Genomic DNA, 14,169 nt, shown 5'->3' on the forward strand with positions numbered 1-14,169 from the left:
CTATCGCGCAAGTTTTGGCGGCTGAAGCAGGTAGTCGGTTTGCCAGATTTTAGACATACTGGCCTGACTAATATTACCACCAGACAAAATGACCATAGCCGTTTGACCCGGTGTTGAATCCAGCGCCCATGCTGCAACGGCAGCCATGGACATAGCGCTGGTAGGCTCAACGTGCAATTTTAGCAAATGTTGCAGCCACTGCGTCCAGTAAGCAATTTGCGTTTCGTCTACTTCATAAAAGTCATCCAGTTGCTGGAGCAGCGGGAACGTCAGTTCTCCCACTGCCGGTGTTGCTGCGCCGTCTGCCAGCGTATCCGGGATGCCGTGCAAGCGCTCAATTGAGCCGCTTTGCAGTGAGCGAGCGGCATCGTTGGCATTTAACGGCTCTGCACCAATAACCTTTGCGTTGGGCTGCAGTTCACGGGTCGCCAGTAGTGTTCCGCTAAGTAAGCCGCCTCCGCCGCAGGGCGCAAATACTGCATCTACCTGACCTGCATCCTGTAACCCTTCCAATGCTGCAGTGCCTTGACCAGCAATGATATCAGGATGATTAAATGGCGGTATCCAAACTGTCTCTGCCGCCTGTGCAGCGGTCTTAACAGCTTCATCCGCTTCGGTCCGTGTGGGGAATAAAGAGAGCTCAGCCCCGTAGCCGCGGGTGGCGGCTGCTTTAACTGCAGAAATGTTTTCGGTGGAATAAATAGTAGTGGGAATATTGTAAAGGCTGGCTGCGTAGGCGACGGCTTGAGCGTGGTTGCCCGAACTGTTTGCTACAATTTTTTTGGGCAGGGCATCATTTTCTTCCAGGTGACACAAATAGTTTGTGGCGCCGCGAATTTTAAACGCACCGGTAGTCTGCATGCATTCGGCTTTAAAGAGAATTCGCTGCCCCAGCCATGCGTTTAATAACGCAGATTCCAGCAGTGGTGTTCGCTGTACTTTACCAATTAATCGCAGTGAAGCAGCGTGAACATTATCATAAGTAACTGAGGTGGCTGTGCTCACAAATATTCCTTAATAAGTTTATTTTTCTCAAACTTACAGTACCACTCATTGGCAGGATCAGCGAGTTTCTGTGTTAGGAAGTGAGTCTTCTAAAAATGGGAGTAAAGAATAGTGCTAACGTTCACTTCAAACTCGTCGACAGACTTAAATTGCATCGGGTGTTGAAACCAGACGAGCAGTAATAGAGTATTAACAACTAATTTTGTGAATAATCCTAACCCGCAATGATGTGTGCTCACTCAGCTGATCACACATCATCGGGAATTAATATAAAAAGAGAGGGTGTGATGGGTTTACTTAATGCGTTAATGGGTCATGCCAGCGAAGCGAATGCGGAAGAAATATCTGCAGAGTTGTCGCCTATTCTCGGCGAGCAGGAAAATGTAATCGCGGCCTACAAGCTGGTTCGCGATTTAATTGTGTTTACCACCGGCAGAATAATGCTTATTGATAAACAAGGCATGACGGGCAGAAAAGTAAATTATCATTCGGTTCCTTATCGCGCTATCACGCAGTTTACAGTAGAAACTGCAGGACGCTTCGATATGGATTCCGAGTTAAAAATCTGGGTCTCAGGTCAGGATGCCCCCATTGAAATCGAGCTAAGTAAGAACGCGGCGCAAGGTGTGCAAAAGACACTGGCAAACCAGATTTTTAAGTAGAAGCACCCAGCGTGAAGGCTGGCTCCTTTCTGAGTTGAAAGCACAGAGAATACAGGCGGGCCACCTCTTGTATTTTCTGTGACGAATATTAACCGGCTCCTACAATTTATCCCTAGCGCAGTTGTGGCATCGCGCCGATAACGCGTTTGTGTTATTCAGGTAAGTTTTCCATCCAGTCAAATAACCTATCTGGCCAACTGCTTAGATACCCTTGCCCTATGCCCAATCCGAAGCCGTGGCCACCTTTAGGATAAATGTGCATTTCAACTGGCACCTGCTTTTTCTGCAAAGCGCTATACATCACTAAGCTGTGGTCGACAGATATTGCATCGTCATCGGATGCGTGCACTATAAAGGTAGGAGGAGTATTCGTGTTAACATGCTTTTCGTTGGAGTAAAAATCTTTTAAAGCGTTATCAGGATGCTTTCCCAGTAATGCGTCGCGACTTCGGCTCTGCGAGCTCGTCATGTTATCCTGCATTGAGATAACCGGATAAATAAGTACCATAAAATCAGGACGGGTATCGTTATTAAAGTGTGTTCCTGCCGTAGATGCAAGGTGTCCGCCGGCAGAAAAGCCCATTATTCCTATCCGGTGTTTATCAATGTTCCAGCTTTTAGCGTGTTCCCGGGTTAATGTGATGGCGCGCTGGGCATCAAGTAGAGGAGATTTGTGTAATTCAATACTGCTGGCGGCGGAGGGTAATCTGTATTTTAACACAATGCCTGCGATGCCTTTAGCATTCAGGGCTTTTGCCACATCCCGCCCTTCCCAGTCGTAGGCAAGGATGCCGTAGCCGCCACCTGGGCAAATAATTACGGCCTGACCTGTCGCACTACGTTGCGAGGGCAAAAATACTTCCATTTCAGGATTTTGCACCTGCTCAACTTTGAGAATACCATCGCTGATGACGTATTTTTCCGTTTCGGAAGACATCTTGTGGTTGGGGATTTCATCCTGCCAGAGCGATATCACCAGCCCTGATCCCAAACTATCTATACGCTCTTGTGATGCAAATGCGGATAAAGTACAAACGATAGCCAAAAGTGAGGCAAACATTTTAAAACGAATTCTGATCACAGTTTTTCCTTCTCCGCGAGGCATTGTTTATCGAAAGCGTAAGTGAGTTCTTACTAACTTAGTCTTCTTGCTAGCTGGTAAGTAAGTCACATGCCGCTTAAGCGACTCAAAAGCAAGTGATACGGGTACAGTTTCACTGAACAGTAGGACAATGTCTTGAATGAGAAACGGGAAGTGCTGCAAGCTTGATCCAAATCGCATATCTATAGACGCTGGTATCTTCCCAGATCGTGGAAAATATTGGAAACTTTAAAGCGTTAAAAGGACACATCCCATTGCAGACGGTAACGCCATTGATCTTCAACGTAGCTGGCCAGTTGTTCAATATCAAAACGGGTAATATCTGCCGTCAGCTTATTGCTATGGCCATCAAAAAACCAGTTAAAGGCAATAGACTTTTCCAGATGCTTTTCATCACCGTTGTCGATGTTGGGATCGAAGCTCGCGTAACGAAACGCTGCTTCTAAAGGCTTCGGCCACCAATTAAAAGATTCATGCAAAAAGTAACCTGCCTGCACGTAATAACCAGACATTGTAGTTTCCAAATTACTATTTAGTGTATCTGTCACTGTTTTGCGGTGATATTCAGATTGCCAGCTCAATCCTTTATACATCAACGCGGTTTCAATAACGTACTGCTTAATTTTAAAGCGGCCATCTTCGCCAACCTCAAAACCTTCCAGCGCTCCGCCGCCAGAAGAGGAAAAACGGGTGTAGCGACTACGATTGGTAGAGCCGGCGACAGCAATAATTGCTGCGGGAACATCGTGGCGTTTAATATCGCTGGCGTCGAATTCCAATCCTCCACCCAACACATTCCACTGGAAGCGGCCGTAGTAGAGAAATTTGTCATCGTCATTAGAACTGGCTCCGCGACCTGTACCGGTTGTTATGCCTGTCCAGTAGTTGAAGTCCAGCAGACCATCTCCGCCAAGGTGACCGTAGACCGCGCCGCCCTGTTGTCTGTCCAGAGTAAATACACGATTGAGGATTGAGCGGTCCAGCATCTGTTGGCCGCCGCTACTAATGCTTCGCTCTCTGGAATATTCCAGTTTCCACTGGCCCGCCTTGAATTTAAGCCAGTCGTATTTCTCTATCATTATGCGATAGTCCAGCAGGTAGCCCCTTCTGAGGTCATATTCCCAAAAATATTTTAACCATGGCTGATAGGCGTGGCCGCCAACTTTTAATCTGGCCCGATTGATATTCAGTGTGTCAGCATCTTCGGTGTAGTAATCCTCCAAAGCGGTGGGAGCCTCGTCAGAGGGAGTGGCATAACGAAACTGGAAACGGCTCTGAATCTGTAGCAAAAAGCGATTATCAGTAGTACGGAATTCGAAACCTTTATCGCCATAGGATGACGTCACCGGGATAGAGTCTTGAGCATTTACCAAAGCTGCCGTTGACATTAAGGAACAAAATATGAGCGATGAGACGACGATAGAGGCATTAAAAGACAATGGGGGTTCCTCGAACATTCGACATAACCATAGTTATGTGAAAAATTGTTTATTTATAGTGTCATAAAAGTGTCGCAAAAGTGTAGCATTTATCGAAATAACAAACTAATCCATGTAGAGAATTTTGTTTTGAAATCTGTATAACAACATGAATAGCCTGCTGGAAATGCAACGGTACAGGTACTACCTTTACGTTTAAAACTGAAAATGGTTTTATGAAAAGAAAAAAGGACCAGCAATGCAGGTCCTTTAGGCAGAAAAAACAACGGTTACTTTTCTGGATGAAGGTTTCTGTTAAAGAAGCGGGTAATCGTTTTGTATAAATGAATGCCCGTTTGGTTTCCGCGAATGCTATGCTTTTTACCAGGATAATCCATGACTTCAAAGGGCAGGGCAAGATCCTGCAGGTGTTTATACAAGCGCGTACTGTGAGTAAACAGTACGTTGTCATCGGCCATGCCATGATAAATAAGAAGCGGTCCCTGTAGGTTCTTCGCGTAGGGAAAAACAGATGAAGCCGTGTATGCTTGATTATCAGTCTGCGGATTCCCCATGTAGCGCTCAGTATAATGGGTATCGTACAAGCGCCAGTCGGTTACGGGAGCCCCGGCAACCCCGGCTTTAAAGTATTCTCCGGCTTTAAACATGGCCATTAAAGTCATATAGCCGCCGTAACTATGACCATGCACACCAATCCGTTTGGCATCTACAAAGGGCAGAGTGCGCAGAAACTCAACGCCGGCTACCTGATCGGTAACTTCCACAGTTCCCATTTGTTTGTAGATTGGATCTTCAAACGCTTTGCCTCGATAATTAGAGCCGCGATTATCTACGGTAAAGACAACATAACCCTGTTTAACCCAGTATTGCATCAGCAGACCCCGGTTGCCACCCCAGCTATTGGTGACCATCTGTGCGTGCGGGCCGCCGTATAAAAAGACAATGGCCGGATGCTTTTTCTTCAAATTGTCGGGCTTATACAGACGGTAATACAGCTGCGCACCATCGTCCGTTTTCAGCGTACCGAAGTCGGGCTTCTCCCAATCCGATAAGTAGGGCGTAAGTGGGTGATCATCATCAAGCTTGTTTTCTTCCAGCCAGGTAATATGCTCACCATCAGCAGAGTGAAGACTTACCTGTGGCGGTCGATTGGCTGTTGAAAATTTATCAACATAGATAGAAGCGTCATCGCTGAATGAAATATGGTGATAACCCTCTTGTTGCGATACCCGGTCGATATCGCCTCCATCAAGAGGTACGCGGTAGAGGTGGCTTTCCAGCGGCGTATCTTTGCGACCGCTAAAATAAACCAGATTTTTAGCGTTATCTATGGCTTCTATTTGATCAACGACCCACTCACCCTGCGTAAGCTGGCGGAGCATGCTGCCGTCATTATTGTATAAGTAAAGGTGCTTAAAGCCATCTCGCTCAGATGCCCAGATAAAACGTTTTTTATCTTTGAGAAAGGTAAGGTCACGGTTCAGGTTTACCCAGGTATCCGATTCTTCTTTAATCAGTACATCCTGGGTTTTTGATGCCAAATGATACGCCCGTAGCTCAAGCTTTTGCTGATCACGGGATTGCCATTGATAGGTAAAGGTTTCGCCGTCCGGCATCCACTTACCTCTGGCTAAATATATATCTTTATTTTCTCCCAGGTCTACCCATTCGCGCGCTTGCGTTTGAACATCTTGAATAGCCAACGTTATATTGGCGTTGGGAGTACCTGCCTTAGGATATTTCTGCTTGACAACCTTTATTTCCTCGGCGTAGATCTCAGAGCGTGTGATTTCCTCCACAGGCGCTTCATCGACGCGGGTAAAAGCGAGATGACGTTCATCGGGTGACCACCAATAACCTGTCATTCTCTTCATTTCTTCCTGAGCCACAAACTCAGCCATACCATATTTAATATCGCCGCCACCTTCTGTGGTTATAGCTTTTTCTTCACCAGTTGCGATATTCTTGATGTAAAGATTCTGATCACGAATAAAAGAAATGAAGTTACCTTTAGGTGAAAGTTTAATGTCGGTTTCAAAGGCTTCTGTTTCCAGCAGGCGTTTTGCATCCTTCTGTCCCAGGCGATAGTAATAAACGTCACCACCTAACGGAAACAGTAGTGCGTTACCATCGTCAGACCATTGGTAACTGACAATGCCTGAGCCGGATAAACGCAGACGCTCACGGCGCGCCTTTTCTTCATCGGAAAGCGTTTCTTCGCCGCTTTGCAGTTTTGCAGAGTCAAACAGCATTCGGGTTTCGCCAGAAGATATATGGTATTCCCACAGGTCCAGACGTTCGTGGTCATTTTGTTTACCCTTTAAAAAGGTAACGCGTTGACCATCAGGAGAAATTTGAAGGTCGGTTGGGGCATTACCATCCAGCGAAGGGGATTCAAAGATCCGCTCGATGGTCAGCGTTTGTGCCTGAATAGCAGTGCTGAGCATAAAAGCTCCAAATAAAAAGATATTTTTCATTATTATCTACGTTTTTACTGTGGATGATCAATTTAGGGACACACAGGATGACACAAGGTGACAATCAATAAAACTGCTTTGGTACTAGGAGCGACTGGATTGGTGGGGAAGGCGTTGGTCAAACAATTGCTGGTGGATCCTCGTTATGATGCTATCACCTGTGTAGTGCGGCGTCCTCTGCCAGCGAAATTGTTCAACGATCCGCTACACAAGTTGAATCCCATTGTCATCGATTTTGAGAAGCTTCAGGAATATCATGGTTACTTTAATGTAAGACATGTTTACTGTTGCTTAGGTACCACCCTTAAAACCGCTGGTTCGAAAGAGGCGTTCAGAAAAGTAGATTTTGAATACGTGCATATAGCAGCGCAGTTGTGCCGAAACTCCCAATGCGAGGGCTTCGTTTGGATATCCTGTGTTGGTGCAGATGCAGCCAGTTCAAACTTTTACCTGCGGGTGAAAGGGGAATTGGAAAATGCCATTTTACGCATGACGCAACTGAAGCATGCAGCAGCCGTGCGCCCCTCGTTGCTGTTGGGAAAACGACATGAGAGCCGGCCCATGGAACAAGTTGCGCAGTACATGGCGCCTATCGTGGGTATGTTTATGGTAGGGCCTTTCGCTAAATACCGTCCGGTCAGCGCAGTAGAAGTCGCTCATAAAATGATTTCTCTTCAACATTTCTAAAGGATAGCCGAATATTTTATGAGTAAAGGTTTTAAGTGTAAGCAGTTTTTTGTGGCTCACGATGCCTGCGCTATGAAAGTCAGCACTGACAGTTTGATCCTGGGAAGCTGGGCCGAACCACAGGATGCCAAAAAAATACTGGATATCGGGACGGGCAGTGGGTTGCTGAGTTTAATGCTAAAGCAGCGAGCGCATCAGGAAGCGGTGGTGTATGGGGTAGAAATTGATAATCGCGCCGCGCAACAGGCGGTCCAAAACGTAGCGGATTCTCCATGGGCTTCACATATTGTTATTGTTAATCAGCCGATACAGAACCTGAATGACGACACGTCTTATGATGTGATTATCACTAATCCGCCTTATTTTATGCAGCCAGCTGCGCGCACCAATGCTTACCATCAGCAAACGCAACAGCGAGTATTTGCCCGACAGGATACCTCGCTATCGCCTCAGGAACTGTTTGCAGAGGTAGGTAAGCGACTTTCGTCCGTCGGACGTTTTTATTGCTTATATCCGTCAAGCCGTAAAAGGGAGGTAGAAAAAACAGCGCAAGAACATGGTCTTTATCTGCGCAGGACATTAGAGATCAAAAACAATGAAGGAGCTCCCAGTCATGTATGTGCCTTTGAGTGGGGCTTTGACCCAGTGACAGCACCCCAAAGAAGTACGTTGGTAATCCGACAACCGAACGGACAGTATTCAAAAGAATTTCGCATGATGTGCCAGTCTTATTATCTCAACTTTTAAGCATAGCGAGATTAACTGTCAGGATTGCTGGTGAGCTTCTGCCAGGGTAAAAAATGCCTGCTTTAGCTTCAGATTTCAACGTGATACATCCGTTTTTATTAAATTGCTGTATTGAATGTCATGCAATATCTCGCAGAAGGGTTTGGAGCCCTTGCCGTTCTCCTGAATTTTATCGGCTATCGGCAAAACCATGTGAACCGCTATCTTATAGTGTCAGCTTGTGCGCTGTTATCTGTCAGTATCCACTTTTTTATGTTAGGAGCCATGGCTGCCGGTGTAGGGTGTATGTTGGCGAGCATTCGCAATATTTTTACTCTGCGTTACCGCAGTCGAGCTCTCCTCAGCGTATTCATTCTGCTTAACCTCCTGTTTTTGGCGTATGAATGGTTTTATCTTGATCACGGGCCGCTGATATTTGTCGCTTACGCCTCATCTTTAATATTTACCGTAGGGTCTATTTCTCTTGAAGATACTACCAAGATACGCAAATGGTTTATTCTTGCAGAATCGTTGGGGCTGACATACAGCCTATGCGTGGGAAGCGTATTTGGCGCGATATTCAATATCAGCAACTTAACCAGCATTGTGGTGAAGCTTTGCCAGCAGAAACAGGCAAAGGAGCTTGAGTAGTGTAATACCGATCGCGGATGATCTTTAAGCGATAAGTTAAGATTTCTTAGCCGAACTTCTGGAGGGGGATGCTCCTGCAGAGCCATCAGGGATGATGTTCCGGCGTTTCGGATGAGAAATTTTGTTTATCCTTTGAGACTGCTGAATTGTTTTTCATTCATGCTGTTGCCCTGAGTGTAATACTCATCCACTTGGACGTGTGCTCTGAGCTGATAAAACGCAAGGTAAATTAGTGTTATCTGTAGGGAGAGGGGAAACATGTAAGCGAAAAAAACGCAGCCGAAGCTGCGTTTTTAGAAAAGAAAGTGCGGTAAACTTTTTAAGATTTTACCAGAACCGATACTTTATCAATGCCAGCAATCTTAACCTGGTTCATAACTTCTACGACAATACCATGTTCGGTATCTTCGTCAGCTTGAATTGCTGCAGTGTCAGTATTGTTGTTCGCCAGGAAAGTTTGTGCGTTTGCCACAACCCGACGAATATCTACTTCACGACCCGCCATAGTAATTGTGCCATTCTCATCAATACGAATAGACAATGCTTTAGAAGGCTCATTCGGATTAGCATTGCTATCTTCTGGGCGATTCACGTCCAGCGCTTTCTCTTTTACGAAGGAAGTGGTAACAATGAAGAAGATCAACATGATGAACACAATGTCCAACATAGGCGTCATGTCAATCTGCGCTTCGTCATCGACCGATGTATGCTTTTTTCTTTTCATCTCGTATTCTTTCTTCTCTTAAGTTCGAGCACATTAGTATACTGTTTGTAACATAAATGAATAGTATTTTGTACAAAACAGTCGCGCTTCTTAACACTTGCTGGTTGTATTCTGCACGATCAGCAGCGTAGATCTTAACATCTAACTTGGTTTTACTCTACGTTACCTTATTCGCCAGAGCGATCCCGAGCTGGTAAAAATACAACATTAATGCATGATTAAGTTGTTTACGCAAAGTACCATGAGGATAAATGCCAAGTCTAGCCTCTGTCGACATTTTTGTTCCCTGTACCAGAAAAGCGTTTTTCATAGGCTGATCCTGGACACAGGCTTCAAATGCTCGCGCTGCCATTTCCTGAGGCATTGCATAATAATACATTTTTAATGCGCGATCAGCCTCAATTGATCGCAATAAATAGTTGCTTGGCGCACTCTGATCGTTGAGAAACAACAGCTTAAAACAATCGCAAAGCTGGGAATTCAGCGGATGATCAAGAGCTTGTGCATCATCCAGCCAGGCTTGTGAAGCAAAACTACCGATTGCAGATGAAGGAAAGACTTTAGCTGCAATATAATGATCAAAAGCGTGAAACCATTCGTGCGCCAGAGCACCTCCGCCGGCATTTTTCGCTAGCGCCAGTTGACGTTTTGTACTGTTGTAATGAGCGCTTACATGTTTTTGCCCACCTGTACCAAACGCTAAAGATAGAGAACCGTTCAGCGAGATCACCAGTTCGTTGATTTGCAAAATATCCACAAGATCACAAAGGGCGTCGAAAAAAAGATTGGCGGCCAGTTGCTGTTCTGCGGGCGTTACCCACCGACCTACAGAAATGGTAGAAAAGTTAAATAACTTGCGAATATCCTGAAAACTGACATCTGCACCATCGCGATGGGAAGGGCCGTTGCGAAAAAATTCGCCATGTAATCTTCCGTTAGCCACTAAGTTCGTCTAGTAACTGGTGGCTCCATGCGTGAATGCGTTCATCGGTAACATCATATTGATTTTCATCATCCAGTGATAACCCAACAAAAAAACGTCCGTCATCAGTTAATGCTTTTGATGCAGCAAATTCATAGCCTTTGTTGGGCCACTTGCCAATAATCTTGCAACCTGTGGGTTCAATGGCATCATAAAGCATTCCCAATGCGTCTTGAAACCAGTCGGCATACCCAAGCTGATCGCCCAAACCAAACAGGGCAACAATTTTGCCGTTCAGATCCAGTTGATAAACATCTTCCCAGTTCGATTCCCAATCTTCCTGCAATTCACCAAAATCCCAGGTTGAAATGCCAAAGATAATAATGTCGTGCTGCTGCGCCTGCTTTAACGCGACGTCTTTAATATTGTGCAAGCTTACAACGGGAGCATCAAACAGACTGTTGAGCTGGGCCTGGATTTTTTCTGCCGCCATTTCGGTGTAACAGGTGGTAGACCCGTAAAAAAGACCGATCGACAGGTCAGCTTCACTCATACTTTACCTTCCGTACTTTTTTATATGCTGAAATTATTGCTCATCATGAGTGGGAAATTCTACCGTTTCTCCTCCGCTACACAAAGCATTGCAGGTTACAGTGGTGCCATTTTCATGTATCACAAGTTGCCCGATTGCGGAATGGTTCAGTAATGCAGAGCCATCAGCACCGGAAGGAGGGCGCGCGGTCACCGACATATTTCGGCGACGGGTAAATATGTTAAGTGGTGAAGTCGGTCCGTAGAACCAGCGGTTACAGGTGTCCAGGCAGTTCAGCAATCTGCGGGGAAAGGTATTTTTTAGCCCACTGCAGGTAAACTGCGTGATCCGCGGACTATTGCGTCTAAAACGTAGTCTAACGTCGTAGACAAAAGAATAATGCACATCCCCTGACAATATAATGAATTGAGGTGGAGTGTTGTAATGGCGAAAAATGTTTAACATGACATGAGCTGTGCCGCGATGAGCCATCCAGTTTTCGGCATCGACGGTGAGCGCCTTGCCAAAAAAAGTGAAAACTTTTTGAATAGTTTCAATCATTTTCACCCCATAAATTGGAGCGGCAGAAACCACAATAACGGATTGTTGGCCAATAAGATCTTGTTGAAACTCGCACAGCGCCTCCCAGTCCATAAGACCAGAGGGTTTGTGTAAACTGGACTCGGAACGCCAGCGACGGGTGCGGGTATCTAAGACGTGCAAGGGCGGTTGAGTTTGCAAGTTATAATGCCAGTCTTCAAAATCAAATAATGTATCAATAAATTTATCGTGCTGTTTAAGGCCCGTATCGGTGAAAACCTGCTTCGCCTGGGTGAGGATAGCTGCAAATTTATCTGGCTTGTTTCCCCAGCCCTGACACAACCAATAGCCCATCAGAGCATTACCTACCATTCGCCGGGACAGGGGATGGCCGTAAACCTCCTCTTCCCACCCTCGATTAAGATTCCAGTCATCGGTAACATCATGATCGTCAAATATCATATATACCGGAATATGCGCCATAGCGCGTCTTACCTTAGGTAAGGAAGCACAAAAGCCGTTTATAGCCGCTTCTTCTTCCTCAAATCTAGCGTGGAAAGTGTGATTTACCGCCGATTTGTTGAAGGTGATCCCGCGCCAGAGGACCGGAGACCACACAAGTAAATACATTGCCATAATTTCGGCAAACGCAATTAAGTGGTTCTGGGCGTTGACAGAAGTGAAAACGGGTTTTTTCTTAGCGCCAAAAAAGATTTTCGACAGCACAGTGTTGGTGCTTATCTGCGGCAAGATTTGCTCGCGACGATATAAGTTATAGGGGCTGTCAGGTAAGGCATCACTGTGATTGACGATGGCCCCCTTTAACGGTTCCTGAAAGAGCCCAAGAAGGTTAATAACCTGTTGTATGGCTTGAACCATTGGCCCCGCCACATCGTCAGCGTAAACCTGGTCGCCCGTTAATAACAGTAAGTCCGGTCTTTTGCTTTTTCCGAGACATTCATCGGCGATTAGCTCATCAACTCTCACCAATGCATCATCTGCCGGATGATGTGGCTTGCGACAGGAACCATGTAGCACATTGCTAAGCTTGGGTTGCCATCGAAAGCTCAAATGGTTTTCGTTAGTGTAGAGTAACTCGCGTTTTTCCTGTTGCCAGTGAGAAGCGGTGGCGCTGTCTTCGATATGGATATCGTAATGATATTTTTCGCCGGCTCGTAACGGAGCAACGAACGTGGTTTGAAGCAGGTAAACGTATGCCGCCTTCCCCACAGGAAGGCACTCACTTTCAGTTTTCTCAATTTCAGGGGCGTTACCGTCTGTTGCACCTATCTGCAGGCTAAGCTGTTGACGAGATGAACTCACGAGCCAAACCGTTAGTTGGTTTTCATCGACAAAACGCAGTATGGGCCCAGCTAAAATCACGGGTAACGATGAACTACAAATGGCTAATACCTCATCAAATAATGGGAAACTATACGTGGAAGTAGGGAACGCCGCCAATTTTTGGCAATGAAAAGCCAAACCTTCACTTGCTCATAATCTTCGATTGCGAGATTATTTTCATTATTCACGAGTTAGAAAATCATATAAAGGTTTTAAATGAAACAAATAATCGGATTGGTTCTGATTACGGGAGCGTGTCTGGTCGGCTGCAACGAACAGCCGAAGGAAACTGAAGTTACGGTAGAGAAGAACGCACTGGAGGTTGTAGGGCATTGGCTAGTGGACAGTGCTGGCGAAGTAATGTCAGATCCACAAACCTCGGGTTTAACCCACTGGCAAGGACAACTGATAAGTATTTCAGACGGTAGCGCAGTAAGCGAGCAACAGCGTCGGCTGCATTTTATTGACCCGCAAAACGCTCAGGTTACTAAGTCAGCAAACACAATGAGTCTGTCCACCAGTGTTCGCCGAAGCTGTTTTTCCGACTATCTTGCCAATGAGCCTGATTTTGAAGCGTTAGTGGCAGACCCTGCCGACGCTGCAGTGTTTTATTCTGTAACCGAAGATGCGACGCGCACCGGCGCATTGTCGGTGCGTTGCCAGCAGCAGTTTGAAGCGTCCGGCTCTACGGCTTATCCGACCTTACTGGTGCGCCTTGAACGCAGTAATGCCGGAGATATCACCATTACCGGTGTACGCCCTTTGCAATTTCCTTTGGAATACAAAGTGGGAGACTTCCCCAACGACGGTATCGAAGGCATGGCGTTAACCCCGGAACGGACGTTATATCTTGGCTTGGAAAAAGATACAGCGGGTCAGCCGCGTATTTTTACTCTTAATATGAATGAAGATTTTTTCAAGTCAGGTGACTTTGCTAAAGTCGCTGATCCCGAATTGTTACTGCCAACGTTCAGTGGCGGTAATCATCCGATTAACGGCTTGGAATATTACGTTAACCCCACTGACGGAAAAGGTTATCTGCTGGCGGCAGCACGTAACGACAATGAACTATGGGTAATTGATACCGCAGCTGAAACACCTACCCGCCGAGTGCTGATGGATTTTACCCTGGCGACGGATTCTACCGATGGAAGTTGTCCTGAAATGGAGCGGATGGACAATGCTTCTATTGAAGGTTTAGCGGTAATTGGGGAAACACTCTGGCTGATTAATGACCCGTGGAAACAGAATTATTTAAAAAATATTCAGTGCCACACTCATTCAGCAAAATATCAGGCAATGGCGCCGCTGTTATTCTCCACCCCCATTGATCAAGCATGGTTTACGGCACCATAAGG

At 46.0% G+C, this 14,169-nt stretch carries 13 protein-coding genes; 5 read left to right on the forward strand and 8 right to left on the reverse strand.

Annotation, left to right across the window (positions count from 1 at the left end):
• A complete protein-coding gene (locus CA267_RS12795; RefSeq protein ID WP_075610414.1) occupies positions 1 to 1,005 on the reverse strand; it encodes a serine/threonine dehydratase in 1,005 nt (334 codons plus the stop codon).
• Positions 1,006 to 1,292: 287 nt separating this feature from the next.
• Here CA267_RS12795 and CA267_RS12800 point away from each other — a divergent pair, with 287 nt between their 5' ends.
• Positions 1,293 to 1,667 carry a PH domain-containing protein gene (locus tag CA267_RS12800; protein WP_075610415.1) on the forward strand — a complete coding sequence of 125 codons (375 nt, stop codon included), beginning with the start codon at positions 1,293 to 1,295 and terminating at the stop codon, positions 1,665 to 1,667.
• 151 nt (positions 1,668 to 1,818) lie between these two features.
• On the opposite strand, the gene CA267_RS12805 is transcribed toward CA267_RS12800, so the two are convergent.
• The 3 genes from CA267_RS12805 to CA267_RS12815 form a co-directional block, all read right to left on the reverse strand.
• Entirely contained in the window at positions 1,819 to 2,748 is a 930-nt protein-coding gene (locus CA267_RS12805) for an alpha/beta hydrolase (RefSeq protein ID WP_217358031.1), read from the reverse strand.
• Positions 2,749 to 3,005: 257 nt separating this feature from the next.
• Positions 3,006 to 4,226 carry a porin gene (locus CA267_RS12810; protein ID WP_075610416.1) on the reverse strand — a complete coding sequence of 407 codons (1,221 nt, stop codon included), beginning with the start codon at positions 4,224 to 4,226 and terminating at the stop codon, positions 3,006 to 3,008.
• A gap of 251 nt (positions 4,227 to 4,477) precedes the next feature.
• Positions 4,478 to 6,685 (reverse strand): S9 family peptidase, encoded by a 2,208-nt coding sequence (locus CA267_RS12815; RefSeq protein ID WP_075610417.1) that lies wholly within the window; start codon positions 6,683 to 6,685, stop codon positions 4,478 to 4,480.
• A gap of 57 nt (positions 6,686 to 6,742) precedes the next feature.
• Between CA267_RS12815 and CA267_RS12820 the strand changes: the two genes are divergently transcribed.
• The 3 genes from CA267_RS12820 to CA267_RS12830 all read left to right on the forward strand — a co-directional run bounded on the left by CA267_RS12820 (position 6,743) and on the right by CA267_RS12830 (position 8,749).
• Entirely contained in the window at positions 6,743 to 7,372 is a 630-nt protein-coding gene (locus tag CA267_RS12820; RefSeq protein WP_408609393.1) for an NAD-dependent epimerase/dehydratase family protein, read from the forward strand.
• Positions 7,373 to 7,390: 18 nt separating this feature from the next.
• Entirely contained in the window at positions 7,391 to 8,119 is a 729-nt protein-coding gene (locus CA267_RS12825) for a tRNA1(Val) (adenine(37)-N6)-methyltransferase (protein WP_075610418.1), read from the forward strand.
• Positions 8,120 to 8,239: 120 nt separating this feature from the next.
• Entirely contained in the window at positions 8,240 to 8,749 is a 510-nt protein-coding gene (locus tag CA267_RS12830) for a YgjV family protein (protein WP_075610419.1), read from the forward strand.
• Positions 8,750 to 9,068: 319 nt separating this feature from the next.
• Here the strand turns inward: CA267_RS12830 and CA267_RS12835 are convergent, their stop codons facing one another.
• From CA267_RS12835 to CA267_RS12850, 4 genes are all read right to left on the reverse strand, one after another.
• Positions 9,069 to 9,473 (reverse strand): ExbD/TolR family protein, encoded by a 405-nt coding sequence (locus tag CA267_RS12835; protein ID WP_075610420.1) that lies wholly within the window; start codon positions 9,471 to 9,473, stop codon positions 9,069 to 9,071.
• A 157-nt stretch (positions 9,474 to 9,630) separates the two neighbouring features.
• Positions 9,631 to 10,416 (reverse strand): CLCA_X family protein, encoded by a 786-nt coding sequence (locus tag CA267_RS12840; protein WP_075610421.1) that lies wholly within the window; start codon positions 10,414 to 10,416, stop codon positions 9,631 to 9,633.
• Complete coding sequence (gene fldB / locus CA267_RS12845) at positions 10,409 to 10,948, reverse strand: flavodoxin FldB (RefSeq protein ID WP_075610422.1); 540 nt, start codon at positions 10,946 to 10,948, stop codon at positions 10,409 to 10,411. The genes CA267_RS12840 and fldB overlap by 8 nt, the downstream gene beginning before the upstream one ends.
• A 33-nt stretch (positions 10,949 to 10,981) precedes the next feature.
• Positions 10,982 to 12,790, reverse strand: coding sequence for a metallophosphoesterase family protein (locus CA267_RS12850; protein WP_232367547.1), 1,809 nt, complete (start codon positions 12,788 to 12,790; stop codon positions 10,982 to 10,984).
• A 237-nt stretch (positions 12,791 to 13,027) separates the two neighbouring features.
• Here CA267_RS12850 and CA267_RS12855 point away from each other — a divergent pair, with 237 nt between their 5' ends.
• Positions 13,028 to 14,167, forward strand: coding sequence for a hypothetical protein (locus CA267_RS12855; protein WP_075610423.1), 1,140 nt, complete (start codon positions 13,028 to 13,030; stop codon positions 14,165 to 14,167).
• Positions 14,168 to 14,169: the final 2 nt, after the last annotated feature.

Source organism: Alteromonas pelagimontana (assembly GCF_002499975.2).
In the GTDB taxonomy this organism is placed as follows: domain Bacteria; phylum Pseudomonadota; class Gammaproteobacteria; order Enterobacterales; family Alteromonadaceae; genus Alteromonas; species Alteromonas pelagimontana.